19 protein-coding genes are annotated in these 23470 nt (G+C 63.6%); 6 read left to right on the top strand and 13 right to left on the bottom strand.

Features of this window, described 5'->3' with window-relative positions; all coding sequences use genetic code 11:
- Positions 1-55: 55 nt before the first annotated feature.
- From B0G57_RS15800 to B0G57_RS15780, 5 genes are all read right to left on the bottom strand, one after another.
- Positions 56-1234, bottom strand: a complete 1179-nt coding sequence (locus tag B0G57_RS15800) for an ABC transporter substrate-binding protein (RefSeq protein ID WP_223258589.1) — start codon at positions 1232-1234, stop codon at positions 56-58.
- A 192-nt stretch (positions 1235-1426) separates the two neighbouring features.
- Positions 1427-2194, bottom strand: a complete 768-nt coding sequence (locus tag B0G57_RS15795) for an ABC transporter ATP-binding protein (RefSeq protein ID WP_018441361.1) — start codon at positions 2192-2194, stop codon at positions 1427-1429.
- Positions 2191-2970 carry an ABC transporter ATP-binding protein gene (locus B0G57_RS15790; protein ID WP_020566259.1) on the bottom strand — a complete coding sequence of 260 codons (780 nt, stop codon included), beginning with the start codon at positions 2968-2970 and terminating at the stop codon, positions 2191-2193. The genes B0G57_RS15795 and B0G57_RS15790 overlap by 4 nt, the downstream gene beginning before the upstream one ends.
- Positions 2971-3174: 204 nt before the next feature.
- A complete protein-coding gene (locus B0G57_RS15785; RefSeq protein WP_018441359.1) occupies positions 3175-4875 on the bottom strand; it encodes a GMC family oxidoreductase in 1701 nt (566 codons plus the stop codon).
- 150 nt (positions 4876-5025) lie between these two features.
- Entirely contained in the window at positions 5026-5268 is a 243-nt protein-coding gene (locus tag B0G57_RS15780) for a DUF3717 domain-containing protein (RefSeq protein WP_018441358.1), read from the bottom strand.
- A 154-nt stretch (positions 5269-5422) separates the two neighbouring features.
- On the opposite strand from B0G57_RS15780, the gene B0G57_RS15775 reads away from it, so the two are divergent.
- Both B0G57_RS15775 and B0G57_RS15770 read left to right on the top strand, forming a co-directional pair.
- Positions 5423-6109 carry a response regulator transcription factor gene (locus tag B0G57_RS15775; protein WP_018441357.1) on the top strand — a complete coding sequence of 229 codons (687 nt, stop codon included), beginning with the start codon at positions 5423-5425 and terminating at the stop codon, positions 6107-6109.
- Between the two features lie 20 nt (positions 6110-6129).
- Positions 6130-7623: a sensor histidine kinase gene (locus tag B0G57_RS15770; protein ID WP_018441356.1), complete on the top strand. Its 1494-nt coding sequence runs from the start codon at positions 6130-6132 to the stop codon at positions 7621-7623.
- A 26-nt stretch (positions 7624-7649) separates the two neighbouring features.
- On the opposite strand, the gene B0G57_RS15765 is transcribed toward B0G57_RS15770, so the two are convergent.
- The 5 genes from B0G57_RS15765 to mnmC all read right to left on the bottom strand — a co-directional run bounded on the left by B0G57_RS15765 (position 7650) and on the right by mnmC (position 14710).
- The gene (locus B0G57_RS15765; protein ID WP_018441355.1) at positions 7650-8120 is read right to left on the bottom strand and encodes an SET domain-containing protein; all 471 of its coding nucleotides are present in this window, start codon (positions 8118-8120) and stop codon (positions 7650-7652) included.
- A gap of 184 nt (positions 8121-8304) precedes the next feature.
- Positions 8305-8949, bottom strand: coding sequence for a MarR family winged helix-turn-helix transcriptional regulator (locus B0G57_RS15760; RefSeq protein ID WP_026229791.1), 645 nt, complete (start codon positions 8947-8949; stop codon positions 8305-8307).
- Positions 8950-9494: 545 nt separating this feature from the next.
- A complete protein-coding gene (locus B0G57_RS15755; protein ID WP_018441352.1) occupies positions 9495-10613 on the bottom strand; it encodes a YbdK family carboxylate-amine ligase in 1119 nt (372 codons plus the stop codon).
- Between the two features lie 31 nt (positions 10614-10644).
- Positions 10645-11847 (bottom strand): cation:proton antiporter, encoded by a 1203-nt coding sequence (locus tag B0G57_RS15750; protein ID WP_026229790.1) that lies wholly within the window; start codon positions 11845-11847, stop codon positions 10645-10647.
- A gap of 880 nt (positions 11848-12727) precedes the next feature.
- Positions 12728-14710: a bifunctional tRNA (5-methylaminomethyl-2-thiouridine)(34)-methyltransferase MnmD/FAD-dependent 5-carboxymethylaminomethyl-2-thiouridine(34) oxidoreductase MnmC gene (gene mnmC, locus B0G57_RS15745; protein WP_018441349.1), complete on the bottom strand. Its 1983-nt coding sequence runs from the start codon at positions 14708-14710 to the stop codon at positions 12728-12730.
- A gap of 321 nt (positions 14711-15031) precedes the next feature.
- Here mnmC and B0G57_RS15740 point away from each other — a divergent pair, with 321 nt between their 5' ends.
- On the top strand, positions 15032-15310 hold the full coding sequence (locus B0G57_RS15740) for an HU family DNA-binding protein (RefSeq protein WP_018441348.1): 279 nt from the start codon (positions 15032-15034) through the stop codon (positions 15308-15310).
- A gap of 97 nt (positions 15311-15407) precedes the next feature.
- Here the strand turns inward: B0G57_RS15740 and B0G57_RS15735 are convergent, their stop codons facing one another.
- Entirely contained in the window at positions 15408-16712 is a 1305-nt protein-coding gene (locus B0G57_RS15735; RefSeq protein ID WP_018441347.1) for a GTP-binding protein, read from the bottom strand.
- 214 nt (positions 16713-16926) lie between these two features.
- On the bottom strand, positions 16927-17355 hold the full coding sequence (locus tag B0G57_RS15730; protein ID WP_085952730.1) for a lytic transglycosylase domain-containing protein: 429 nt from the start codon (positions 17353-17355) through the stop codon (positions 16927-16929).
- 492 nt (positions 17356-17847) lie between these two features.
- Here B0G57_RS15730 and gspD point away from each other — a divergent pair, with 492 nt between their 5' ends.
- The 3 genes from gspD to gspF are packed head-to-tail and all read left to right on the top strand — an operon-like array spanning position 17848 to position 22930.
- Positions 17848-20223 (top strand): type II secretion system secretin GspD, encoded by a 2376-nt coding sequence (gene gspD / locus B0G57_RS15725; protein ID WP_083925654.1) that lies wholly within the window; start codon positions 17848-17850, stop codon positions 20221-20223.
- On the top strand, positions 20220-21707 hold the full coding sequence (gene gspE, locus B0G57_RS15720; RefSeq protein WP_018441344.1) for a type II secretion system ATPase GspE: 1488 nt from the start codon (positions 20220-20222) through the stop codon (positions 21705-21707). Before gspD ends, gspE begins: the two co-directional genes overlap by 4 nt.
- 5 nt (positions 21708-21712) lie before the next feature.
- Entirely contained in the window at positions 21713-22930 is a 1218-nt protein-coding gene (gene gspF, locus B0G57_RS15715; RefSeq protein ID WP_018441343.1) for a type II secretion system inner membrane protein GspF, read from the top strand.
- An 83-nt stretch (positions 22931-23013) separates the two neighbouring features.
- Here gspF and B0G57_RS15710 read toward each other — a convergent pair whose 3' ends face one another.
- Positions 23014-23430, bottom strand: a complete 417-nt coding sequence (locus B0G57_RS15710) for a hypothetical protein (protein ID WP_026229788.1) — start codon at positions 23428-23430, stop codon at positions 23014-23016.
- Positions 23431-23470: the final 40 nt, after the last annotated feature.

Raw genomic sequence — 23470 nt, 5'->3', positions numbered from 1 at the left:
TGCGCTGACGCCAAAGCGCGCCGACTCCGATCGCACATCAAGCCTCAACCCCGAATCACTTCCAAAGGTCGCACTGAGTCTCGGCCTTCGTCCCGAACGCCTGATCGCCCGGAATCGTCGCTTTCAGCGTGTAGTAATCCCACGGCTTCTTCGACTCGGCCGGCGTCTTCACTTGATAGAGGTACATGTCGTGCAGCATGACACCATCGGGACGAATCTCGCCCTTCGCATAGAAGTCGTCGACCTTCGTCTTCCTGACCTGCTCCATCACCTTGTCGGGATCGGTCGTGCCGGCCGCCTTCACCGCGTTCAGGTAGTTCATCGTTGCCGAGTAGTCGGCGGCCTGCAAGCTCGACGGCATCTTGCCCGTCTTCTTCATGTACTTTTCCGCCCACGCACGCGCCTTGTCGTTCTGATCCCAGTACCAGCTATCCGTCAGCAGCAGACCCTGAGCCGTCGGCAGGCCGACACTGTGCACGTCGTCGATGAACATCAGCAGCGCGGCGATCTTCATCGTCTTCGTGATGCCGAATTCCTTCGCCGCCTTCAGCGAGTTCACCGTATCGTTGCCCGCATTCGCGAGACCGAGCACCTGGGCCTTCGACGCTTGCGCCTGCAGCAGGAACGACGAAAAGTCGGAAGCTGAGAGCGGATGGAACGCATGACCGAGCACCTTGCCGCCGTTCTTCTCGACGACCTCGGTCGTGTTCTTGTCGAGCGACTTGCCGAATGCGTAGTCGGCGGTCAGGAAGTACCAGGTCTTGAAGCCTTGCTTCACGATCGCGGAACCGGTGCCCCTGGCCAGCGCCGTGGTGTCATACGCGTAGTGAACGGTGTAAGGCGTGCACTGCTTGTTGGTGAGGGCGTCGGTACCCGCGCCGATCACATAGAACGGCCGCTTCTTGTCCTTGACGACATCGTTCATCGAAAGCCCCGTCGCCGAGTTCGTCCCGCCGATCAGCATGTCGAGGCCTTCCGTGTCGATCCACTTGCGCGCCGTCGTGGCGGCGATATCGGCCTTGTTCTGGTGATCGGCCGTCAGCAGCTTGATCGGCTTGCCGTTCACTTTCCCGCCGAAATCGTCGATGGCCATCTGAATGGCGGTCGCGCCGCCCTTGCCGTCGATATCGGCATAGAGGCCCGACATGTCGGTGATGAAACCGATCGTGACTGCGTTCTCGTCGGCCGCGGCATGTTGCACGGGCAAGGCAACGGCGCAAGCCGCGCTTGTCATTGCGAGAGTGCGTACCACGCGTGCGAGGAACTTCGTCTTCATTCGTATCTCCTTCTTTGCGTTATTGGTTCTAGCGTGCAACGTGAGACGTAAGACAGGTGACGTGCCAATCCTCGCAAGATGCCGCGAGGCAGCAGCCTGTACGAGCAGCGTGCGAAGCGCACGTTTCGTGCGTGTGCCCTCCGATGCTGCTCAAACGCCGAGCAGATCGTGCAGCACCGGCATTTTGCTTTCGAGCTCACTCGCGACGAAGCGCTCGACGATGCGGCCGTGCTCCATTACGTAGAAACGATCCGCGAGCGGCGCGGCGAAGCGAAAGTTCTGCTCGACCATCACGATCGTGTAGCCGCGCGCCTTCAGCGTCAGGATCATGCGCGCGAGCGTCTGGACGATCACGGGGGCAAGGCCTTCGGAAATCTCGTCGAGCAAGAGCAGATTCGCGCCCGTGCGCAGGATCCGCGCGACGGCGAGCATCTGCTGCTCACCGCCGGAAAGACGCGTGCCCTGGCTCGCGCGGCGTTCCTTCAGATTCGGAAACATCTCGTAGATCTCGTCGATCGACATGGCATCCTTCGCGCTGCCGACCATCGGCGGAAGAATCAGGTTCTCCTCGCACGAGAGGCTCGAAAAGATGCCGCGCTCCTCGGGGCAAAAGCCCACGCCGCAGTGCGCGATGCGGTGCGTGGGCAGCCCGATGGTCTCGCGCTCGCCGATCTTCACCGAACCCGTGCGGCGGCCGGTGAGCCCCATGATCGCGCGCAGCGTCGTCGTGCGCCCCGCCCCATTGCGCCCGAGCAGCGTCACGACCTCGCCGCGGTTCACGGTCAGATCGACGCCGTGCAGAATGTGGGATTCGCCGTACCAGGCCTGCAACCCCGCGATCGTCAGCGCCGGCGTGCCCTGCCGCGCTTCCTCGATCACGCCGCCCGCCTCGATGTTTTCACGTTGCGTATCGTTCATCCGTGCGTCCCCGTCAACGCGGCGTCGGCGCTGCCCATGTAGGCTTGCATCACGAGCGGGTTCTTCGATACTTCGGCATAGCTGCCTTCGGCGAGCACTTCGCCGCGCTGCAAGACCGTGATCGTATCGGAGATCCCCGCGATGACGTTCATGTTGTGCTCGACCATCAGAATCGTGCGACCCGCGGAGACCTTCTTGATCAGCGCTGTCACACGATCGACATCTTCGTGGCCCATCCCCTGCGTCGGCTCATCGAGCAGCATCAGCTCGGGCTCCATGGCAAGCGTCGTCGCGATCTCGAGCGCGCGCTTGCGGCCGTATGAGAGCTCGACCGTCAGCGTATCGGCAAAATCCGTCAGGCCGACCTGTCCCAGCAATTCTCTCGCGCGCTCGTCGAGCTGCCGCAGCAAACGGTCGCTGCGCCAGAAGTGATAGGCCGTGCCAAGCGTGCGCTGCAGGCCGACGCGCACATTTTGCAAAACCGTCAAATGCGGAAAGACAGCTGAAATCTGAAACGAGCGAATAATACCGCGCCGCGCAATTTGCGCCGGCTTTTCACGCGTGATGTCGATATGGTTGAAAACAATTTGCCCGGCCGTGGGCTCGAGAAATTTCGTAAGCAAATTGAAGCAAGTCGTCTTGCCGGCGCCGTTGGGGCCGATCAATGCATGGATCGAACCGCGTCGCACGCGCAGATTCACACCGTTGACGGCGGTGAATCCCTTGAACTCTTTCGTAAGGCCGCGCGTTTCGAGAATCGTGTCGCCCAGAATCATGTCCCCTTCCATGCGAAGTGACGAAGCATGCCATTGTTGGAGCGCGCCCGGTCGGCGTCGCCATTCGTTGCGAGGCTTCGATAGGATCGCCCCTTTCTTTGGCATGGTGCATCATTTCGGGAAGGTCGGCCCCGCACCATGCGGCACCGCGAATTGTCTCGCCATTGATGCAGCGCAATCATTGGGATTTGCACTTAGGTTTCTTTACGTAATCGGCGCGGAAATTGCATCTGGCGCGCTCGCTCCGACAGTCCCCGTCCGAGCGAGCCGATCCGCGCGAATCATCTCGCTTGCGCGCTCGGCGATCATCAGCGTCGGCGAATTGGTATTGCCCGATGTGATCGTCGGCATGACAGACGCATCGACCACGCGCAAACCCTCCATGCCGATGACGACGAGCCGCGCGTCGACTACGGCGCCGGGATCGTCGGCCGTACCCATCCGGCATGTGCCGACCGGGTGGAAGATCGTCGTGCCGATCGCGCCGGCCGCCCTCACAAGTTCGTCTTCCGTTTCGAACTCGATGCCGGGCAGAATCTCGGTTGGCGCATAGCGCGCGAGCGCGGGCGAGGCCACGATGCGTCGCGTGAGGCGCAAGGCGTTGGCCGCCACGCGCCGGTCGTAATCGGTCGAGAGATAGTTCGGCGCAATGGCCGGCGGCGCGTGCGGATCCGGCGATTCGATATGAATGCTGCCGCGCGAGGTCGGCCTCAAGGGGCAGGCCGATGCCGTGAATGCATTGAAACGATGGAGCGGCTCGCCGAAACGATCGAGCGAGAGCGGCTGCACGTGATATTCGATATCGGGACGCGTAATCGATTCGTCGTCGGCCGAAGATTTCGCGAACGCACCGAGCTGCGACGGCGACATCGACATCGGGCCGCTCCTCGACAGCGCATATTGCGCGGCAATCCAGAGCTTGCCCCACCAGTGCGCGGAAAGCGTGTTCAACGTGCGCACGCCCTCGACGCGATAAGCCATGCGCAATTGCAGATGGTCCTGCAAGTTCTCGCCGACGCCGCGCAAATCCCGCACGACGTCGATGCCGAGCTTCTGCAGCCGCGCGCCGTTGCCGATGCCCGAGAGCTCGAGCAATTGCGGCGAATTGACGGCGCCGGCCGCGACGATCACCTCGCAGCGGGCGCGCGCGACGAACCGTCGAGCCTCGAGTTGGTCTCGCCAATACTCGATACCGGTGCAGCGCTTGCCTTCCATCACGAGCCGGCGCACATGCGCGTTCGTGACGACAGTCAGATTCGGTCGCGAAAGCGCGGGCCGCAGGAACGCCTTTGACGCATTCCAACGCACACCGCGTTTCTGATTGACTTCGAAGTAGCCGACGCCCGCGTTGTCGCCGCGATTGAAATCCTCGGTTGCGGGGATGCCTGTCTGTTGCGCCGCTTCATGGAACGCTTCGAGCACCTTCCATTTGAGGCGCTGTTTTTCCACGCGCCACGGCCCGCCCGCGCCGTGCCATTCGTTCGCGCCGCCGTGATGATCCTCGCTGCGCTTGAAGACCGGCAGGACAGCGTCCCAGGACCACGACGAATCGCTCGTCACGCGCGCCCACTCGTCGTAATCCTCGCGCTGACCGCGCATGTAGATCATGCCGTTGATCGACGAGCTGCCGCCGAGCACGCGTCCGCGCGGATACGAAAGCGTGCGCCCGTTGAGGCCCGGCTCGGCGCAGGTGCGGTAAAGCCAATCCGTGCGCGGATTGCCGATGCAGTAGAGATAGCCGACCGGGACGTGGATCCAGGGATAGTCGTCCTTGCCGCCCGCCTCGACGAGGAGCACGGTCACGTCGCGATCCTCGGAGAGCCGGTTGGCCAGCACGCAGCCGGCCGTGCCGGCGCCGACGATCACATAGTCGAACTCGCCCGCGGGGATCGTTTCGTCAGTCATGATGTCGCCTCCACGCCCACTTCATTCGCGACGCTTCCCCAAAAGGAACGGGGCTCGGGTGTCGCTTGTAACAGCCGGTAACCAAAACCCTTCGCGGGCCGGCTTCCGTGGGCAGCCGCGCGCGCCCCCGCGCTACGGGCCCGAACCGCGTCAGACGCCCGCGCTGCCTGCCTTTTCGCGGCGCGCCTTCAGATAATCGTTCCACGCGGCGCGCGCGGCGGGCTCGAGGCCTTCCTCCGGCACCGCCGTTCGACGCTGTACAATCAGCAACGCATACGGCTTGGAGAGCGCGCTTGCCTCCTTGCACAAGCTCAGCTCGTCGCCTGTCGAAGGCGATCGGGTTCGCCAGAAGTTGATCGCGGCTTCCAGTTCGTTGATCGTAATTTCGGACATATGATTCGCGTGATGGCTGTGTGGCTACCCGCGGCTTTCGGCCGATCGCTTGTGGCGGCACGCGCTCCATGTGGCCGCGGGGCTCCCGCGAACGGCGTGCCCGCCTTGCGAGTCGCGTGCTGAATGCTTAACCCATTGTACTTGAGCGACTTCCATGCGACTTCTCCTGATCGAAGACGACCGCCCCATCGCGCGCGGTATCCAAAGCAGTCTCGAACAAGTCGGCTTCACCGTCGACATGGTTCACGACGGCATCTTCGCCGAGCAAGCCCTGACGCAAAATCGCCACGAGCTCGTCATTCTCGATCTGGGCTTGCCCGGTATCGACGGCATGACGCTGCTCTCGCGCTTCCGTCAAGGCAACCGGCATACGCCAGTCATCGTGCTGACGGCGCGCGATGAGCTGAACGACCGAGTCCAGGGTCTGAACGCGGGCGCGGACGACTACATGCTCAAACCCTTCGAGCCCTCCGAGCTCGAAGCGCGTATTCGCGCGGTGATGCGCCGAAGCGGTCCCGCGAACGACGCGCCGCGGCCCGAAGTGTCATTGGGCGGCGTGCGTCTTTCGGGCGTCGACCGCCGCATCTTCAACGAAGACAAGCCGCTCGAGCTTTCGCCGCGCGAGTTCGCCGTGTTGGAAATGCTGCTGCTGCGCCACGGGCGCGTCGTCAGCAAGGCACAACTGCAGGACCACCTGACGCACTTCGGCGGCGATCTCGGCGACACGGCCATCGAAGTCTATGTGCACCGCGTCCGCAAGAAGCTCGAAAACTGCCGAGTCGAAATCGTGACGGTGCGCGGCTTCGGCTATCTGTTGCAGGAAATTCGTCACGCTTCGTAAAGGATCGCGTCTAGTCGATCATGCATGACCCCGCTGCAACCAGTCTGCGCCGTTCGCTGCTGCGGCGCCTCGCGGGGCCGCTGTCGCTGCTCGCCTTGATGAGTGGTCTCATCGCCTACTGGCTCGCCTGGCAGTACACGCAGCACGTGATCGACCGGTCGCTTGCCGATCTGGCCGCGGCCATCTCGAAGCAAATCCAGATAGCCGGACCCAACGCGCGAATCTCAGTGCCGCCGCTCGCGCAGGCGATGTTCTCCGACCCCGCCCAGCACTTGATCTATCGCATCAGCGACGGCGAACGCGATATCGCCGGCGATCGCGATTTGCCGCTCGACGGCAAGAGCGTACGCCAATTGCGCTTCGCCTATGTTTTCGAAACGCAGTATCACGACATGCATGTTCGCGTGGCTCAGGTTCGCGTCACCCAGTCGGACGGCAGGCCGATCATCGTCGAGGTGGCTCAGCGGCTGCGCCATCGATACCGGATCGCGGCCGAGTTCCTCGTCGCCATCATGATGCCGCTGCTGCTGTTGCTGTTTGCGGGTTGGGGGATCGTCTGGCGCGTCGTCAATCAGCAGCTCGGCCCGTTGACGGCACTTGCCGATTCGCTGAACCGGCAGACGCACATGTCGCTCGAGAAAGTCGACGAAACGCATGTTCCGGCGGAGATCCGTCCGCTCACGAGCGCGTTGAACGCACTGCTGGAACGGTTGAAGGCCGCGCTCGACGCCCAGCGCAAATTCATTGCCGATGCCGCACATCAACTGCGCACGCCGTTGACGGCGGTGAAGCTGCATGCCGAACAGGCGGCGAACGCGCGCGATCCGAATCAGACGCTGGCGGCCGTGCGCGAATTGCGCGCGGCAGCGGACCGGGCCGTGCGACTTTCCAACCAATTGCTTTCCCTCGCGCGAGCGGAGCCCGGTGCGCAAGCGGCGCGCTTCGTCGATGTGGATATCGCCGCGCTTGCATTCGAGACGGGTGCCGAATGGGTGCCGAGGGCCCTCGCCGCTCATGTCGATCTCGGCTTCCAGCGTCTCGACGATCCGAGCAACGACACGCCGCTCATCGCGCGCGGTAACCCCGTTTTGCTGCGGGAAGTCGTCGCGAACCTGCTCGACAACGCGCTCAAGTATGCGCCGTCGGCTCGCCGCGAGGGCGCGCGCGTCACGGTGACGGTCACGCGGCTCGACGCCGCGCGAGGAGCCCTTGCGCAGATCGTCGTCGAAGACAATGGCTCAGGCATCCCGGTCGCGTTGCAGGCCGACCTTTTCAAGCGATTCTTCCGCGGCGACAGGGCCAACTCGGACGACGAAGGCGTCGACGCGGGGGCGGGCCTCGGCCTGGCGATCGTCCACGACATCATGAATCTGCATGGCGGCGAGGTGCAATACGCGGACGCACCCGAGGGCGGCGCCCGGTTCATCCTGCGCATTCCGCTCGCGGGAGAGGCGCAGGCGCCGACCGACGCGAAGCCGCACGCCGAAGCGGCTTCGGCATTGCGCGACAGCTGAAAAGCCGGGCTTTCAGCGCAGCGCGCTCAGCCCTTGCCGTTCTTGCCGTTGCCTTTCGGCGCGAGCATCGTGCCGCGGCATTTGCGTGCGCCGCAGCGGCAGCCGTATTCCGCCTTGAGCTTCTTCGTGAGCCGCACGTCCACCACGAGGCCGTAGTCGTAGAACAATTCCTCGTCGGCATCAATATCGCGCAACGCGCGAATGAACACACGCCCCTCGACTTCCTCGGCCTCGCAGTTCGGCGCGCATGAATGATTGATCCAGCGCGCGCTGTTGCCGTCCACGTTGCCGTCGATGACGCGGCCGTCCTCGAGCGCGAAATAGAACGTATGGTTCGGTTCGTCGGGATTGTGCGGATGCCGGCGCTGCGCTTCCTTCCACGAGATCCGTTGACCCTTGTACTCCAGCAGCCGCTCACCCGCGCTGAGCGGCGCGGCGGCAAACACGCCCTTGCCATGCACACCTGAGCGGCGCACGACCAACTTGCGTGAACTCATCGACGAATCCTCTGAAAACCAACTATGCCGCTACCGCGGCGCGCACGCGTCGCCGCACCTGAGAGCGCTTTCGACCATGGGATAGAAAACGCGGCGCCCGATGGGCGCCGCGTCGGCAAATGACGTCATGTCCGTCACAAAACGTGATCGTACACGCTGACGATATCTTCGTTCAACGTCGAACTCAGCCCTGCTGCGCGAAGATCTTCCATATTTTCTTCTGCGTCGCTGAATCGGCCTCCTCGTGCGCCTCGCAATCGAGGCGCAGCTCGACGTCGCCCAACGAGACGCCGAGCGCCAGGCACCGATGCGGTGCCCTTTTTGCGTTTTTGCTCGGTTCCAAATGACGGCACGTCATGCACATCCTGTGTGCCGGGATGTCGCCCTGGACCTGAAGCTGGCGGATCATCTTCAATAACGTGCGATAGAAGATGGCCTGCTCGTCGCCGCCGAGCGTATCGATCGCCGTGCTGAGGAAATCGGGCCATTGGAGCGCACGCTTGGCCGCCGTGCGTCCTTTCCCCGTCAAGCGCACGGCAAGCGCGCGCCCATCCTCGTGCGCACGCCGCTTTTCGATGAGGCCCTTCGCTTCGAGCGTGCTGACGGCATCGCTCGTCGTAGCGGCAGTCAGCGCGGTCTCGCGCGCAATCTCCCCGAGCCGCAATGGCATCTTGCGCTGCATGAGCAGAACGAGTATTTCCCCTTGCGTCGGCGTCAATCCGGCACTTTCCGCCCATTCCCACGCCTGGCTGCGCATCGCCGTATTCAATCTCAGCAAACTATGGGTCACCCGCCCCGTCGCTTGCTCTCCGTATGCACCTTCGCTCATAGTCTTTCTTCGCTATTCGCCATTGACAGCATGCCGCTGCTGATCAGGTTGCCAGTGTGCGCCTACCACGCGACGCGCCGCAACCTCCGTGGGATGACTCGCCCTCTCGAGCCTGCAGAATTTTACTATTCCCGAGTCTATCGCTCGACGTGGGATCAATTTTTCATCTGTCGAGACGGTACGACGCACACCTGAGTTTACGCTTGCGAGCGCTGCGCAGCGTCGTTTACGCGATAACCCTCTAAAGCGCCGAGTCCGCCATTTTAAGCGAGCGAACGCGTCTGTCGAGCCAGTTATTTGCGAAACTCTGTGGATAAGTCGTGTATAACCGCGTGAATCTTCTGTGGCAGGATCTTCGATAACGTACGAATCCCAAAAAGTGCGACTCGAGTTATGAGCCGCATCTTTCCGTCATGCACGTTCGGTCCACGCGGTTATCGTTTACGCATGCCGTTGAAGCGTCGGCAAGATTTGACGTTTTCCACAGCGCCGGCCGTGGCTTGTTAACTACTACTACTTTTGTATACGTTCTAAGTTAAACAAACCTAGAAACTGCGCCAGCGCACGCACTGTTGCCGCACTGCCTCGTGGAGCGACTTCTCTTTGGCGACGACACTTCGCAGCCACGTCGCATCGTTCATCTGTTCCCGCGCGATAACGGCGATCTGATCGAGTGCGGCACCCGAATGAAGCGCCTGAGCGTGGGGTGCGATCGTCTGGAGCGTATCGAGGATGTCTTCGAAGATCGTGCGACGGGCGCCGGTTTGCGGATCGATGCAGGTTCCGCCCAGGCCGAAGCGGCAGGCCTCGAAGCGGTTGAACGTGTAGACGAGGTAGTCGTCTTCCTTCGGCGTGAAAGGCTTGTCGACGAGCAGATGGCGTGCGAGCGTCTGGATGTAGCAGGCGATCGCCGCGGCCCGGTCGATCGATAGCGGCGTATCCATCACGCGCACCTCGATCGTGCCGAAGCCGGGCTTCGGCCGGATATCCCAGTAGAAATCCTTCATGCTGTTGACGACGCCCGTCGCCACCATCTTCGAAAAGTACTCTTCGAAGCCGTCCCAGGTCAGCACGAACGGCGCGCGGCCCGATAGCGGAAAGGCAAACACCGAGTTGAGCCGTGCCGAGTGAAACCCCGTGTCGACGCCCTGCACGTACGGAGAAGAAGCCGAAAGCGCGATGAAATGCGGAATGAAGCGCGACATGGCATGAAGCAGGAACAGCGCGCTGTCGGCGTCGGGACAGCCGATGTGAACGTGTTGGCCGAATACGGTGAATTGCTTCGCCAGATAGCCGTAGAGCTCCGACAGGTACTGAAAGCGCGGCGCGTCGAAGATCTGCCGCTCCGTCCAATGCTGGAACGCATGCGTGCCGCCGCCGCAAAGACCGACGTTGAGCTGATCCGCCGCGGCCACGAGCGTGTCGCGAATCGTGCGCAGCTGAGAGAGCGCTTCTTCGTGCGACGTGCAAATGCCCGTCGAAAGCTCGATCATGCTTTCGGTGATCTCGGGCGTGATGTTTCCCGGAATCTTCTGGTCCTTGACGAGACGCATCAGATCCGAAGCCGCTTTCGTCAGATCGTAGTCGTGCTTGTTGACGACCTGGATCTCGAGCTCGACACCGAACGTGAACGGTTTGGAGTCGACGAAGGGTTCAAGTGCCATATTTCTTTCCTGTTCTGGAACTGCCAGACGCTCAAGCCCGGCGCTCGCCGACGAGCGTCAGGCTCCGATAGACGATCCAAGGCCCGACGAGCTGCAACACGACGATAGCGCTGAGCGCGACGGCCCGCAGCGTCGGATCGAATTGCGGGTAGAGCTGGTATGTGTCGTCGACGAGCAGATAAGCGAGCGCCGACATCGGAGCGAGCGAAAGGCCGAGCGCAAGGCCCTGCTTCCACCCGAGGCCGCTCGGCTTCGCGAACGCGAGCACGCCGACGAGCTTCGCGACGAAGCGCGCGACGATGAGGCCGAGCGCCGCGACGCCGCCGATCGCCAGATCCTTCCACTCGAACGACGTGAGCGTCAGCACGAACAGAATCACCGTGAGCAGCCAGCCCGCCGTGCCGAAGTGCTGCGGCCAAAGCTGCGGTTTTTCTTCAAGGTTCTTCACGATGATGCCGGCCGCGAGCAGGCTCAGGATCGTCGAGAGCTTGAAAATGTTCGCCACGGCGATCGCAAGCAGCACGAGCCCGAAAAGCGCGACGAACGAGTGCTCGTCCTGCATGTTGACGCGCCGGTAAAAGAACATGCAGGCGCGCGCGAGCAGAAACGCGACGATGAGCGAGCCGGCAATCAGGTAAAGCGGCTGGACGATGGTGGCGAACACATTCCCGTAGACCTCCTGATGAAGCCAGGCGGAGACGATCTTCTCGACGATGACGGCGTACATGCTGTTGAGCGCGGTAAGCGTGAGCAGCCGCTGCGTCACCTGCCCTTCGGCCCGCAGCTCCGTCTTGAGCTGAATGACCATCGCCGGTGACGTCGACATCGAAATAGCCGCCAGCACGGTCGCGACGGGCGGCGAAACTTTCGCGAACAACAAGACCACGAGCACGAGCGCGAACGTCAGCGTCGCTTCGGTCAGGCTCGACAGGATCAGCCAGGGATTACGGCGGACCCAGCGCAGATCGAGCCGGCTGCCGAGCTCGAACAGCAACAGTCCGAGCCCGACGTCGAGCAGCACCCGCGACGTATCGATCATGTCGGCATCGATCGCGCCGACGCCGGCCGAGCCGGCGATGAGACCGATGACGGCATACCCGGAGATGCGGGGCAGGCGCCATGCCCGGTAGCAGAGCTCGCCGCACAGTCCCGCGACGAACAAGGCGAGTCCCGCCCAGAAGATACCGTTCAGCGGGAACGGCCAACTCGGCAGAAAGGAAAACGCCGATGTCATGAATAGCTTCTCCTTTACGGACAAGCCGCCCTCGGATATCGGAAAGCGGCTGGTGTGCGTGCTCGTCCGATCGGGCATGAGGCCGACGGACGCGGATGGCGGCAGCCGGCGAACCGGCCCCTGGGCCGGCGGTAGCCACCGGCGCCCGGCGATGCCCGCTCGAATTCGACGGGCCGACCTACGGCGAATTGCCGGCAACGCGTTCGCGGTGAGCGGCGCTCACGCTGCCTGGCGAGATGAATGAGAACGGACGCGGCCGCTCAGGTCTGAGATTCCGAACCGGCTTTCGCCGTTCCGTCGAGCCCCGCAATTTTCCAGGCTCGAACGTGCAACGCATGCAGGAAGAACGCGGATTGTGCCACAACCTGCGCGTTCTGTAGCGATTCGACATAGATCTGCCGCGATTTCGGTAGAAATGACGCGCGACAGTACAAGCAGCGGAAAAACTATCCGATTTCAAGGCTCCGCAGCTGCGCGCATCAGACACGAGACAGCGCCGTTCCGCCAACGACCTCCCGCGTTCGCCGTACGACCGGCCCGATCCAGCGGTTGAGCGGCAGCACGTCGTTGGTTTACATCGTTTACGTATGTATACAAGTAGTAGCAGTTAACAAGCTGCTCCGAATTCTGTGCATAACACGCATTTGGCTGTTGGAATCAATGAGTTGGAAAACGCATAACCTTCTGCGCACCGTGTGAGGCGCGGCCGGCTTTCCCGGCACAACTTTTTGACGTCGTCCGCCCCTCCGTCGTTTGTCCCGTTTACGTCCACATCGATTTCACAGCGTTTTCAGCCGCTTTTCGCCACGTTACCCACAGGCATCGGTGGATAATGTAGCGGTTGTCCCCACACTCACTGGCTTTTCTTCGCTATGGAGTCTTACGCGAAGCGATCCGCCAGACCGTGCCGCAGCGCACGGAGCAAGTAACGCGCCGGATCGAGGGACTCGGCGAGGTCGCGTTCCACCGGCCACGGTTCCCCTTCGATCTGCGAGGCGACGAGTTCGGCCGCGAGCGCCGCCCACACGAGGCCGCGCGAACCGAACGCGAAAGCGCCGTAGAGCCCTTCGGCACGCGGCAGGTCGAGCGGCCAGGCGCCGCGCAGGCTGGCGGCTTGCATCTCGCTCGCGCGCTCGTCGGCAAATTGACCGGCCATCGGCAGGCGATCGCTCGTGACGCAGCGAAAACCGACGCGGCCCGCGAGCGTTGCGGGATCGATCGCGGCGAGCTCGTTCGTCAACGAGGGAATCAGTTTCGACAGTCGTGCAAGGTTTTCGGCATGACCCGAGGGGCGGATGGCCGCGTCTTCGTCGTCGGGTTCGTAGGTGGCGCCGGTCAGCAAGCCGTCAGCTAGCGGCACTGCATAGCCGTCGCCGATCACCGGGACTCGCAAGCCCGTCGCAAAGCGCGGCGGGAGCCGCGTGAGTTGGCCGCGCACGATGCGCGTCGGCACGTGGCGCGAGCGGGCGAGACGAGCCGCGTCATGTGCATTCGCGACGATGACGACAGGCGCGCGTGCGACGAGCCGGCCGACATCGTCGATCACGTTCCAGACAACGCCTTCGCGCACGATCCGATCGACTTGCACCCCACCGCGCCAGCTCGATGCGTGCGCAGCACTCGAGCACAGCGCCGCCGCCAGTGCCGCCGGGTTCAACGAGCCCCCTTGCGGATAAAAGCAGCCGCGAACCGACAGACCTGTCAGTGCCGCACCTGCGAGAGCCTGCGCTTCGCCAGCCGATAACATTCGTGCGAACTCGGCCGGAAAGGCGTGGGTCGCAATCGCTTCAGCGAGCGTTTGTTCTTCCTCTTCGTCGGCCGGCAAATGGAGAAGGCCATTCGCGCTGCGTTCGAATCGGTGGCCGGCCGCTTCGAGCACGCGCCAGCGATCGAGCGCGTAAAGGAAGCCCGCTCGCGAAATGCGCGAGGCGACGCTGTCGTCGCGCGACAGCAACGGATGAAAGACGGCGCCTGGGTTGCCCGACGTCTCGCTGGCAACACGCGCATGGCGGTCGACGAGCGTCACCTGCCAGCCGCGCGCGACGAGCCGCTCGGTCACCGCGCAGCCGGCGAGTCCGGCGCCTATCACGACGGCCTGCCGCTCGGTACAGTCGATCGGCAAAGGCGGTTCGTGACGGCGTACGCGCCAGCGCGGCGCGAACGTGCCGACGAGCATCTCGCGCTTGCCGGCGAACCCTTGCGCCTTGGCGCACAGGAAGCCGGCCGCTTCGAGCCCGCGTCTGACGTGTCCGGCGCTCGTGTAGGTCGCGAGCGTCGCGTCCTTCCCGGCGAGTCGCGCCAGCGCCTTGAAGACGGGCGGCGACCAGAGATCGGGATTCTTGGCCGGCGAAAAGCCGTCGAGATAGAACGCGTCGGCGCGCAACCAAAGCTTCGGGAGTAGCTCGAGCGCGTCGCCGAAAGCGATCGTCAATGTGACGCGCCCTCCTTCGAATTCGAGCCGATGAACGCCGGGAAGCGGCAGCGGCCAAGCGTCGGCGAGCGCGCGCGCGAGCGGCGCGATCGTTGCGTGCGCAACGATCCGCTCGTGAAGCGCGCGCAGGTCGTGTGCGGAAAACGGGTGTTTTTCGATGGAGACGAAGGCCAGACGCTGCGGTCGAGCGGGGTCGCCGCGCCAGGCGGCCCAGGTCGCGAGGAAATTGCCGCCCAGCCCAAAGCCCGTTTCGAGAATCGTGAAAAGACGCCTGCCGCGCCAGCGGGAAGGCAGCTTGTTGCCGCCGATGAAAACATGCTGCGCCTGCGCGAGCGCACCGGCGGCGCTGTGATAGACGTCGTCATAGGCGGGCGAATACGGCGTGCCGTCGTCGCGAAAGGCAAGCGTGGCGGGTCTGAGAGGAGCGGTCATGGCTTTTCGGGAACGTTGGCAAAATCCAACGTCGGCGTGTGGCAACCCCGGGAATCCCTTGGCAGGCGGGGTTTTCGAGTACGACAATGCGGGAAACCCAGCAGCGACAAGGTTAAGAAGCGTTAAATTCTTCGGAAGCCTTGCCGTTATTGGGTTTGCGCTGAGCTATCATAGCAAGCGCCGCACGACCGTTGCGCCGGGGCCCGGCGCCGCAGCCGGTGGCGCACGCTTCGCCACAGCTACAGGACGGCACAGCTTGCGTACGATGATGGGCGTAATTCGCGCCGTCAGTGTCAATTCAATCTGAAAAGAGGAACGTTAATGAACAAACAGGAACTGATCGACGCCGTCGCAGGTCAGACGGGCGCCAGCAAGGCTCAGACTGGCGAAACGCTGGACACGCTGCTCGAAGTGATCAAGAAGGCAGTGTCCAAGGGGGACTCGGTTCAACTGATCGGCTTCGGCAGCTTCGGTTCGGGTAAGCGCGCAGCCCGCACGGGCCGCAACCCGAAGACGGGCGAAACGATCAAGATCCCGGCGGCGAAGACCGTGAAGTTCACGGCGGGCAAGGCTTTCAAGGATGCTGTCAACAAGCGTTGAGCTCAGCGCTCGACGTCTCGTCGAGAACCCGCCGATACGGCGGGTTCTTTATTAGCGTCGTCGATTCTTGCAAAAAGCCGCGGCGACGCGCCGGGCGTCAATGCACGATCTGGCCGGTCCCGTCTTCGTCGCTGTCTTCGGCGCCGAGGTCCCACATCGGGAAAGGATCGGCAAACCCAGCCCAGCCGGCAGGACCGAGCGCGTATTCGTCGTCGGTCAGAAGACATGCATCGAGCTTGGTGCGCCAATATGCCGCATCGAGATCGACGCCGATCATAACGAGCTCCTGACGCCGATCCCCGATCGTCGTGTCGTTTGCGTCGCCGTGCCAGTCGGCCGCGATCTCGACCGCGAGCTCCGCGTCGTCGGGCCATTCCTCGCGCGGCTGAGCCGCCCACCAGAAACCGGCCGGCCCGTGCCGGCAGGCGCCGCCCGCCTGCGAAAGCGAGCCGACGACGTCATGACGCGTCGCGAGCCAAAAAAAACCCTTGCTGCGCAAAACGCCACGCCACTCCTCGTGCAAGAGCGCCCATAGCCGCTCCGGGTGAAACGGCCGCCGCGCACGGTAGACGAAGCTGTCGATTCCGTACTTGTCGGCTTCGCCGCGATGCTCGTGGTGTTCGTGTGCATGCTCGTGATTCCCGTCGCTCGTTTCGTCGTGCGAGTGCGCGAGCGATGCGAGCCAGCCCGGCGCATTCGCGGCCGCGTCGAAATCGAAACGCTTGGTATCGAGCACTTCGCGCAGCGGCACGGCGCCGAAGCGGCTCACTATCTGAATCGCGCGCGGATTGAGACGGGCAAGGATGCGCTGCAGTCGGGTAAGCGTGTCGGCATCGACGAGATCGGCCTTGTTGACGACGAGCACATCGCAGAATTCGACCTGTTCGATCAGCAGTTCCACGAGCGTGCGATCGTCTTCGTCGCTCGCGGCGAGGCCTCGCTCCGCGAGCGCATCGGACGATTCGTAATCGCGCAGAAAGTTGAGCGCGTCGACGACGGTGACCATCGTATCGAGGCGCGCCGCATCCGAGAGCGAGACCCCCTCGTCATCGGTCATGGCGAACGTTTCGGCGATCGGCATGGGTTCGGCGATGCCTGTCGATTCGATGACGATCGCATCGAAGCGGCCCTCGCCCGCGAGTTGCCGGATCTCGGTCAGCAGATCGTCGCGCAACGTGCAGCAGATGCAGCCGTTCGACATCTCGACGAGCCGTTCCTCCACGTGCGACAGCGTCGCGGCGTCACGCACGAGCGAGGCGTCGATGTTGACGGTCGCGAGATCGTTGACGATGACGGCGACGCGCAGGCCGGCGCGATTGGCGAGGATATGCTTGAGCAGCGTGGTCTTGCCCGCGCCGAGAAAACCCGACAGCACGGTAACGGGCAAAGGAGGCTGATTCATGATGGTGGATCGGATAGGTGAAAGAGGCGGCGCACGGCCGGCAAAACGCGGTGCAGCGAGCATTTTGCACCAATCGCGGCGGCGCCGGGCGTTGATGGCGCGTTCACGCCGATTGAGGGTTTGATGAGCCGAGATCGCGCCAAGATCGACGCAGCTCGAGAAATTGCTGTTAGAATGCCGCCCTGCACGACATGCGCAGTATTCCGCGATTCAGCTAGCGTTGCGCCTGCAACAGCTTCCAACGGCTGAGAATATCGACGATCTGGCGCGCATAACGATCGCGCAGGGCCGGGGTTTCAGAGTGGTACGCACCCACGGCTTCCCATGTGTTCCCGTACTTGTTCATCTTTTGTCGCAGGTGCCAGGCTGCGATATAGACGTTCTTGCACGGCTCCATCAGCGTCTCCGACGAAATGCCGTACTGCTTCAGTACAGGCAGGTGCACGGAGTTGATCTGCATGAGTCCGTAGTCCGTCGAGCCGTTGACGTTCTTGTGAAGGGCGTCCGGCGTGTTATGCGATTCCTGCCAGGCGATGGCGCGCAGGATCAGCGGGTTCACTTTCTGGTAACGGGCCGCTTCGTCGAAGCAATCCGCGCGTGCGCCTACGCTCGCGAGGCTTGCCGACAAACTTGCGGCAACCATCACGATGGCTCGCGCGATGAGCTTCGTCCGTTTATTTCGAACGATGGCCGAATCGATCGTTCGACCCACTGCCGATACCAAGTCGCCTTGCATTTTCTTACCTTGCCTTACCTGTGTCTTTTGTGTCGCCCTTTTATGTCCCATGAACCGAAGCGCGCGCTCAGCGCCCGGGAAAACCCGGGTCACCGGAGCATTCCATCGAAAATGTCCGCTCGTATCATACCGGCTGAGGGAACGTCCGCAAACCGGCCGGACGGACATAAGCGAGCCGGGTGCGGACAACTTGATGACGCGCGGCTTACTGTAGCGCGCTGCCGCCCGCCTTTTGGGAAATGGCGCAGGTCTCCAATTTTGTGATTATTGGGACATAAAAAGCTGCTAATGTTCGGCTTTTCAGCGGCGGCGCACCGGCCCGAAAGGGCCGTGCTTCGGCGCGCCGCGGTGGATTGCCGCGAAGAGCCGCTTATCGCTTTCGCATTCAACTCTGATTCCATGACAAGAAACCCTAGGGCATTGCGCCGCATCGCCACCGCGTTCTTGATCGCGGGCTTGATGACGACACGATTCGCGTATGCGGACGTCTCGCTCAACTTCGTCAACGCGGACATCGATCAGGTCGCGAAGGCGATCGGCGCCGCCACCGGCAAGACCATCATCGTCGATCCGCGCGTCAAGGGGCAGCTCAACCTCGTGTCCGAACACCCGGTCCCCGAGGATCAGGCGATCAAGACGCTCGAATCCGCGCTGCGGATGCAAGGCTTCGCCCTCGTGCAGGATCACGGGGTGCTCAAGGTCGTGCCCGAGGCGGACGCCAAACTGCAAGGCGTGCCGACCTACGTCGGCAATTCGACGCCCGCGCGCGGCGATCAGGTCATCACGCAGGTGTTCGAGCTTCATCACGAATCGGCGAACAACCTGCTGCCCGTGCTGCGCCCGTTGATCTCGCCGAACAACACGATCGCGGCCTACCCCGCGAACAACACGCTCGTCGTGACCGATTACGCCGACAACGTGCGGCGCATCGCCGCGATCATCGCCGGCGTCGACAGCGCGGCGGGTCAGCAGGTCGAAGTCGTGCCGCTGAAGAACGCCAATGCGATCGACATGGCCCAGTCGCTCTCGAAGATGCTCGATCCCGGCGCGATCGGAAGCACCGATGCAACGTTGAAGGTCTCGGTGCAGGCCGATCCGCGCAGCAATGCGCTGTTGCTGCGCGCGTCGAACAAATCGCGGCTCGCGATGGCGAAAAAGCTCGTGCAGCAACTCGATGCGCCGAGCTCGGAGCCCGGGAACATGCACGTCGTTCGACTGCGCAACGCCGATGCGGTCTCGCTCGCAAAGACGCTGCGCGGCATGATGGGCAAAGGCGGCGGAGAAGGCGCCACGTCGAGCGCGGAAACGAGCAACGCCAACACGTTCAATGCGGGCGGCGGCGCGGCAGGCGGTCTCTCGACCGGCACGGCCGGCACGCCTCCGCTTCCTTCGTCTTATAGCGGATCGCTCGGCAGCAGCAGCGGCGGCGGGTTGGGCTCGTCGGGGGGCATGGCGGGCGGCGGCTTGGGCAAGGCCGGCTTTCTGGGTCAGGCGCAAGGCGGCGGCGGCGCGGAGGAGAACCCGGCTGGCGGCATGATCCAGGCGGATGCGGCGACGAACTCGCTGGTCATCACGGCATCGGATCCCGTCTATCGCAACCTGCGCGCGGTGATCGACCAGCTCGACGTGCGGCGTCCGCAGGTCTATATCGAGGCACTCATCGTCGAACTCACCGCGACCAACCAGGCGAATCTCGGCATTCAATGGCAGGTCGCGACGGGGGCGCTCTATGGGGGCACCAACCTGTCGACCGGCCAGAGCGGTCTCGGCAATAGCATCGTTAACCTGACGGCCACCGCTGCGACGAATGGCTTGCCGGCGGCGTTGGCCGCCACAGGGACGGGCGGCCAGGGTCTCAATATCGGCTGGCTGCGCAATATGTTCGGTGTGCAGGGCCTCTCCGGCTTGCTGCAGTACTTTTCCGGCACGAGCGACGCGAACGTGCTGTCGACACCAAACCTCGTCACGCTCGACAACCAGGAGGCGCAGATCATCGTCGGCCAGAACGTGCCTATCCCGACGGGTCAATACACGAACCTGACGAGCGGCACGGGAAACACCGCGTTCAACACGTATGATCGTCGCGACGTCGGTCTCACGCTGCACGTGAAGCCGCAGATTACCGACGGCGGAATCCTCAAGCTGCAGATCTACACGGAAGATTCGGCGGTGCTCGCGGGCACCCAGACCTCGGTGACCGGTCCGACCTTCACCAAGCGTTCGGTGGAGTCGACCGTGCTTGCGGACAATGGCGAGATCATCGTGCTCGGCGGTCTCATGCAGGACAACTACCAGGTCTCGAACAACAAGGTGCCGCTGCTCGGCGACATTCCGTGGATCGGCCAGTTGTTCCGCTCCGAGGGCAAGACTCGTCAGAAGACGAACCTGATGGTGTTCCTGCGGCCTGTCATCATTGGCGACAGCGAGACCGCGCGGGCCGTGACGGAGAACCGTTACGACTATATCCAGGGCGTCACGGGCGCATATCGGTCGGACAACAGGGTCATCCGCGACAAGGACGACCCGGTGGTGCCGCCGATTCCGGCCGGCCCGAACGAAGGTGGCGCACCCGCGACGAATCTTTTCGACCTCGACAAGATGCGGCGCCAGCAGTTCGCGCCTCCCCCGCCGGCTGGTACGGTGGCACCCGCGCCCCAAGTGGCGCCGCCGCCGGCGCCGGCCGCGCCGACCTCGAGCCAACCCGGCGTCGCACCCGGTACCGGTAAAAGCGCCGGGGGCAACTCCGCGATCGACTTCACATCGTCAAGACCATGAGCACTAGCGTAGCGCCACAGCCGGTTCTCGAGCGGGAGGCACTCTCGCCGCTTGCCGCGCGCCTCGTGCCGTACGCCTTCGCGCGCAACGGCCAGATTCTTGTCGCCCATCAGCGCCCCGAAGGCGTCGAAGTATGGGTCAGCGAACGCACGAGCGACGCGGCGCTCGCCGAGGTTGCCCGTAATTTAGGTGCACTGACGGCCGTGCGGCTGCCGGCCGACGAACTCGCGCAGGCGATCAATCAAGCGTATGCGCGCAACGACGGCAGCGCGGCGCAAATCGTCGGCGAGGTGGAAGGCGAAGTCGATCTGTCGCGCCTGATGCAGGACATTCCCGAAGTCGAGGACCTGCTGGAATCCGAAGACGACGCGCCGATCATCCGCATGATCAACGCGCTGCTCACGCAGGCGGCGCGCGAGCACGCATCGGATATCCACATCGAGCCGTTCGAAAATGCGTCGGTCGTGCGCTTCCGCGTGGATGGCACGTTGCGCGATGTCGTGCGTCCGAAAAAGGCGCTGCATGGCGCGCTGATTTCGCGCATCAAGATCATGGCGCAGCTCGATATCGCCGAGAAACGGTTGCCGCAGGACGGCCGCATCACGCTGCGCGTGGCGGGCCGCCCCGTCGATGTCCGCGTTTCGACGCTGCCGACGGGGCATGGCGAACGCGCCGTCCTGCGTCTGCTCGAAAAGGATGCGCAGCACCTGAATCTCGAGGCGCTCGGCATGGGGCCCGATACGCTCGATCAGTTCGACAAGCTGATCTCGCGGCCGCACGGCATCGTTCTCGTGACGGGACCGACGGGCTCGGGCAAGACGACGACGCTCTATGCGTCGCTCTCGCGGCTCGAGACGACGACGACGAACATCATGACGGTCGAGGACCCGATCGAGTATGACCTCTCGGGTATCGGCCAGACGCAGGTCAACGAGCGCATCGGCATGACGTTCGCGCGCGCGTTGCGCTCGATCCTTCGTCAAGACCCGGACGTCATCATGATCGGCGAGATTCGCGATCTCGAAACGGCGCAAATTGCCGTGCAGGCCTCGCTGACGGGTCACCTCGTGCTGGCGACGCTGCACACGAACGATGCCGCCTCGGCCGTCACGCGTTTGACCGACATGGGCGTCGAGCCCTATCTGCTCGCTTCCTCGCTGCTCGGCGTGCTTGCGCAGCGGCTCGTGCGGCGGCTATGCCCCGCATGCAAGGAGGAGCGCGTCGAGGATGGCCGTCGGCATTGGCATCCCGTGGGCTGCGACAAATGCGGGCGATCTGGCTACGCGGGGCGGCGCGGCGTCTACGAGCTGCTCGTCATCGACGATGCGGTCCGCACGATGATTCACCACAACGCAGCCGACGCGGAGATTCTCGCGGCCGGCCGCGAGCGCGGCATGCGCACGCTGCGCGAGGACGGCGAGCGCTGGATCGCCTCGGGCTTGACCTCGCTCGAAGAGCTCTTGCGCGTGACTGGGGGAGCGTAAGGAGCATGCCGGCATTTCGCTTCGAAGCGATCGACACGGCGGGCCAGGCGCAAAAGGGCGTGCTCGATGCCGATAGCGCGCGCTCGGCCCGCTCGCAATTGCGCACGCAGGGTTTGACGCCGCTCGTCGTGGAGCCGGCCGGCAGCGCCGCGCGCGGCGAGCGCAGCCGGCGCCTCGCGCTCGGGCGCAAGCTCTCCTCGCGCGAGCAGGCGATTCTCACGCGGCAGCTCGCGAGCTTGCTCATCGCCGGCTTGCCGCTCGACGAGGCGCTTTCGGTATTGACCGAGCAAGCCGAGCGCGACTACATCCGCGAGCTCGTGGCGGCGATTCGCGCCGAAGTGCTGGGCGGCCACTCGCTCGCCAATGCGCTCGCGCAGCATCCGCGCGATTTTCCCGATATCTATCGCGCGCTCGTCGCGGCCGGCGAGCATACGGGCAAGCTCGGGCTCGTCCTGTCGCGGCTTGCGGACTACATCGAAGGCCGCAATGCGCTCAAGCAAAAGATCGTGCTTGCGTTCACGTATCCGGCCGTCGTCACCGTCATCGCTTTCGGGATCGTGACATTTCTGCTCAGCTATGTGGTGCCGCAAGTCGTGAACGTATTCGCGAGTACGAAGCAGCAGCTGCCGATCCTGACCGTCATGATGATGGCGCTCTCGGGCTTCGTGCGGCACTGGTGGTGGGCGATTCTGATCGGCGTGGCCGTCGTCGTCTACCTCGTGCGCGCGGTGCTCGCGCAAGCGGGGCCGCGGCTCGCCTTCGACCGATGGCTGCTGACGGCGCCGCTCGCGGGCAAGCTCGTGCGCGGCTACAACACGGTCCGCTTTGCGAGCACGCTGGCGATTTTGACCGCTGCCGGCGTGCCGATCCTGCGCGCGCTGCAGGCCGCGGGCGAGACGCTCAACAACCGCGCGATGCGGGGCAACATCGACGAGGCGATCGTGCGCGTGAGAGAGGGTACGTCGCTCTCGCGCTCGCTCGGGAACACGAAGACGTTTCCGCCCGTGCTCGTGCATTTGATCCGCTCAGGCGAGGCGACGGGCGACGTGACGACCATGCTCGATCGCGCGGCCGAAGGCGAGGCGCGTGAGCTCGAGCGGCGCACGATGTTCATGACGAGTTTGCTGGAGCCGCTGTTGATTCTGGCGATGGGCGGCGTGGTGCTCGTGATCGTGCTGGCAGTCATGCTGCCGATCATCGACTTGAACAATATGGTGCAGTGACTGCCCCGCATTCCCGAGCGAGGACACCGGGGAAACGGGACGGGGGGGCTCCATGCGCTGGAGCCCCAGGGCCCAGCGGCTCGTCAGCGAACGTAGATGGTCGGGCCGCCGCCGGTGTTCGCGGGCAGGAAGACTTCGGAGCGTGCACCGTTGTGATCGATGACGATCGATCGCGCGCGCACTTCGGCGAGCTTGCTGTCGTCGCCGAGGCTGCCGCCGAGCGAAATCGCATGGGGCGGTTCGTCGCCAACGCTGACGATCGCCGCGGCGCCTTCCCTCAGCGAAAGGATGCCGAAGACTTTGATGGCGCGGTTGATCGCGGGCGTGAGCTTGCCGCCGAAAAGCGTCGCGGCGTCGTCGACCGACGCGGTCTGTTCGACGGCGGCGGCGCGCGGCGGCGCGGGTGGGCGCGCGCTCAGCACGACGACCCAATAGGTCAGCGTCGCGCAGAAAACCGCGAACATGACTAAAGAGAGCAGACGGACATGTAAGGAGTTCATGCGCAGTATTGTACGGATTATTCCTGCATTTGCGCGTAAC

This window comes from Trinickia symbiotica (assembly GCF_002934455.1).
GTDB classification, from domain to species: domain Bacteria; phylum Pseudomonadota; class Gammaproteobacteria; order Burkholderiales; family Burkholderiaceae; genus Trinickia; species Trinickia symbiotica.
The sequence above is the reverse complement of the archived record's forward strand: the minus strand, read 5'-3'. Positions and strand labels throughout refer to the sequence as shown.

What these genes read in the sequence shown, in the direction of transcription:
- B0G57_RS15800 (WP_223258589.1), bottom strand. Translation starts at nt 1,234, where the DNA reads ATGACAAGCGCGGCTTGCGCCGTTGCCTTGCCCGTGCAACATGCCGCG.
- B0G57_RS15795 (WP_018441361.1), bottom strand. Translation starts at nt 2,194, where the DNA reads ATGAACGATACGCAACGTGAAAACATCGAGGCGGGCGGCGTGATCGAG.
- B0G57_RS15790 (WP_020566259.1), bottom strand. Translation starts at nt 2,970, where the DNA reads ATGATTCTGGGCGACACGATTCTCGAAACGCGCGGCCTTACGAAAGAG.
- B0G57_RS15785 (WP_018441359.1), bottom strand. Translation starts at nt 4,875, where the DNA reads ATGACTGACGAAACGATCCCCGCGGGCGAGTTCGACTATGTGATCGTC.
- B0G57_RS15780 (WP_018441358.1), bottom strand. Translation starts at nt 5,268, where the DNA reads ATGTCCGAAATTACGATCAACGAACTGGAAGCCGCGATCAACTTCTGG.
- B0G57_RS15775 (WP_018441357.1), top strand. Translation starts at nt 5,423, where the DNA reads ATGCGACTTCTCCTGATCGAAGACGACCGCCCCATCGCGCGCGGTATC.
- B0G57_RS15770 (WP_018441356.1), top strand. Translation starts at nt 6,130, where the DNA reads ATGCATGACCCCGCTGCAACCAGTCTGCGCCGTTCGCTGCTGCGGCGC.
- B0G57_RS15765 (WP_018441355.1), bottom strand. Translation starts at nt 8,120, where the DNA reads ATGAGTTCACGCAAGTTGGTCGTGCGCCGCTCAGGTGTGCATGGCAAG.
- B0G57_RS15760 (WP_026229791.1), bottom strand. Translation starts at nt 8,949, where the DNA reads ATGAGCGAAGGTGCATACGGAGAGCAAGCGACGGGGCGGGTGACCCAT.
- B0G57_RS15755 (WP_018441352.1), bottom strand. Translation starts at nt 10,613, where the DNA reads ATGGCACTTGAACCCTTCGTCGACTCCAAACCGTTCACGTTCGGTGTC.
- B0G57_RS15750 (WP_026229790.1), bottom strand. Translation starts at nt 11,847, where the DNA reads ATGACATCGGCGTTTTCCTTTCTGCCGAGTTGGCCGTTCCCGCTGAAC.
- mnmC (WP_018441349.1), bottom strand. Translation starts at nt 14,710, where the DNA reads ATGACCGCTCCTCTCAGACCCGCCACGCTTGCCTTTCGCGACGACGGC.
- B0G57_RS15740 (WP_018441348.1), top strand. Translation starts at nt 15,032, where the DNA reads ATGAACAAACAGGAACTGATCGACGCCGTCGCAGGTCAGACGGGCGCC.
- B0G57_RS15735 (WP_018441347.1), bottom strand. Translation starts at nt 16,712, where the DNA reads ATGAATCAGCCTCCTTTGCCCGTTACCGTGCTGTCGGGTTTTCTCGGC.
- B0G57_RS15730 (WP_085952730.1), bottom strand. Translation starts at nt 17,355, where the DNA reads ATGGTTGCCGCAAGTTTGTCGGCAAGCCTCGCGAGCGTAGGCGCACGC.
- gspD (WP_083925654.1), top strand. Translation starts at nt 17,848, where the DNA reads ATGACAAGAAACCCTAGGGCATTGCGCCGCATCGCCACCGCGTTCTTG.
- gspE (WP_018441344.1), top strand. Translation starts at nt 20,220, where the DNA reads ATGAGCACTAGCGTAGCGCCACAGCCGGTTCTCGAGCGGGAGGCACTC.
- gspF (WP_018441343.1), top strand. Translation starts at nt 21,713, where the DNA reads ATGCCGGCATTTCGCTTCGAAGCGATCGACACGGCGGGCCAGGCGCAA.
- B0G57_RS15710 (WP_026229788.1), bottom strand. Translation starts at nt 23,430, where the DNA reads ATGAACTCCTTACATGTCCGTCTGCTCTCTTTAGTCATGTTCGCGGTT.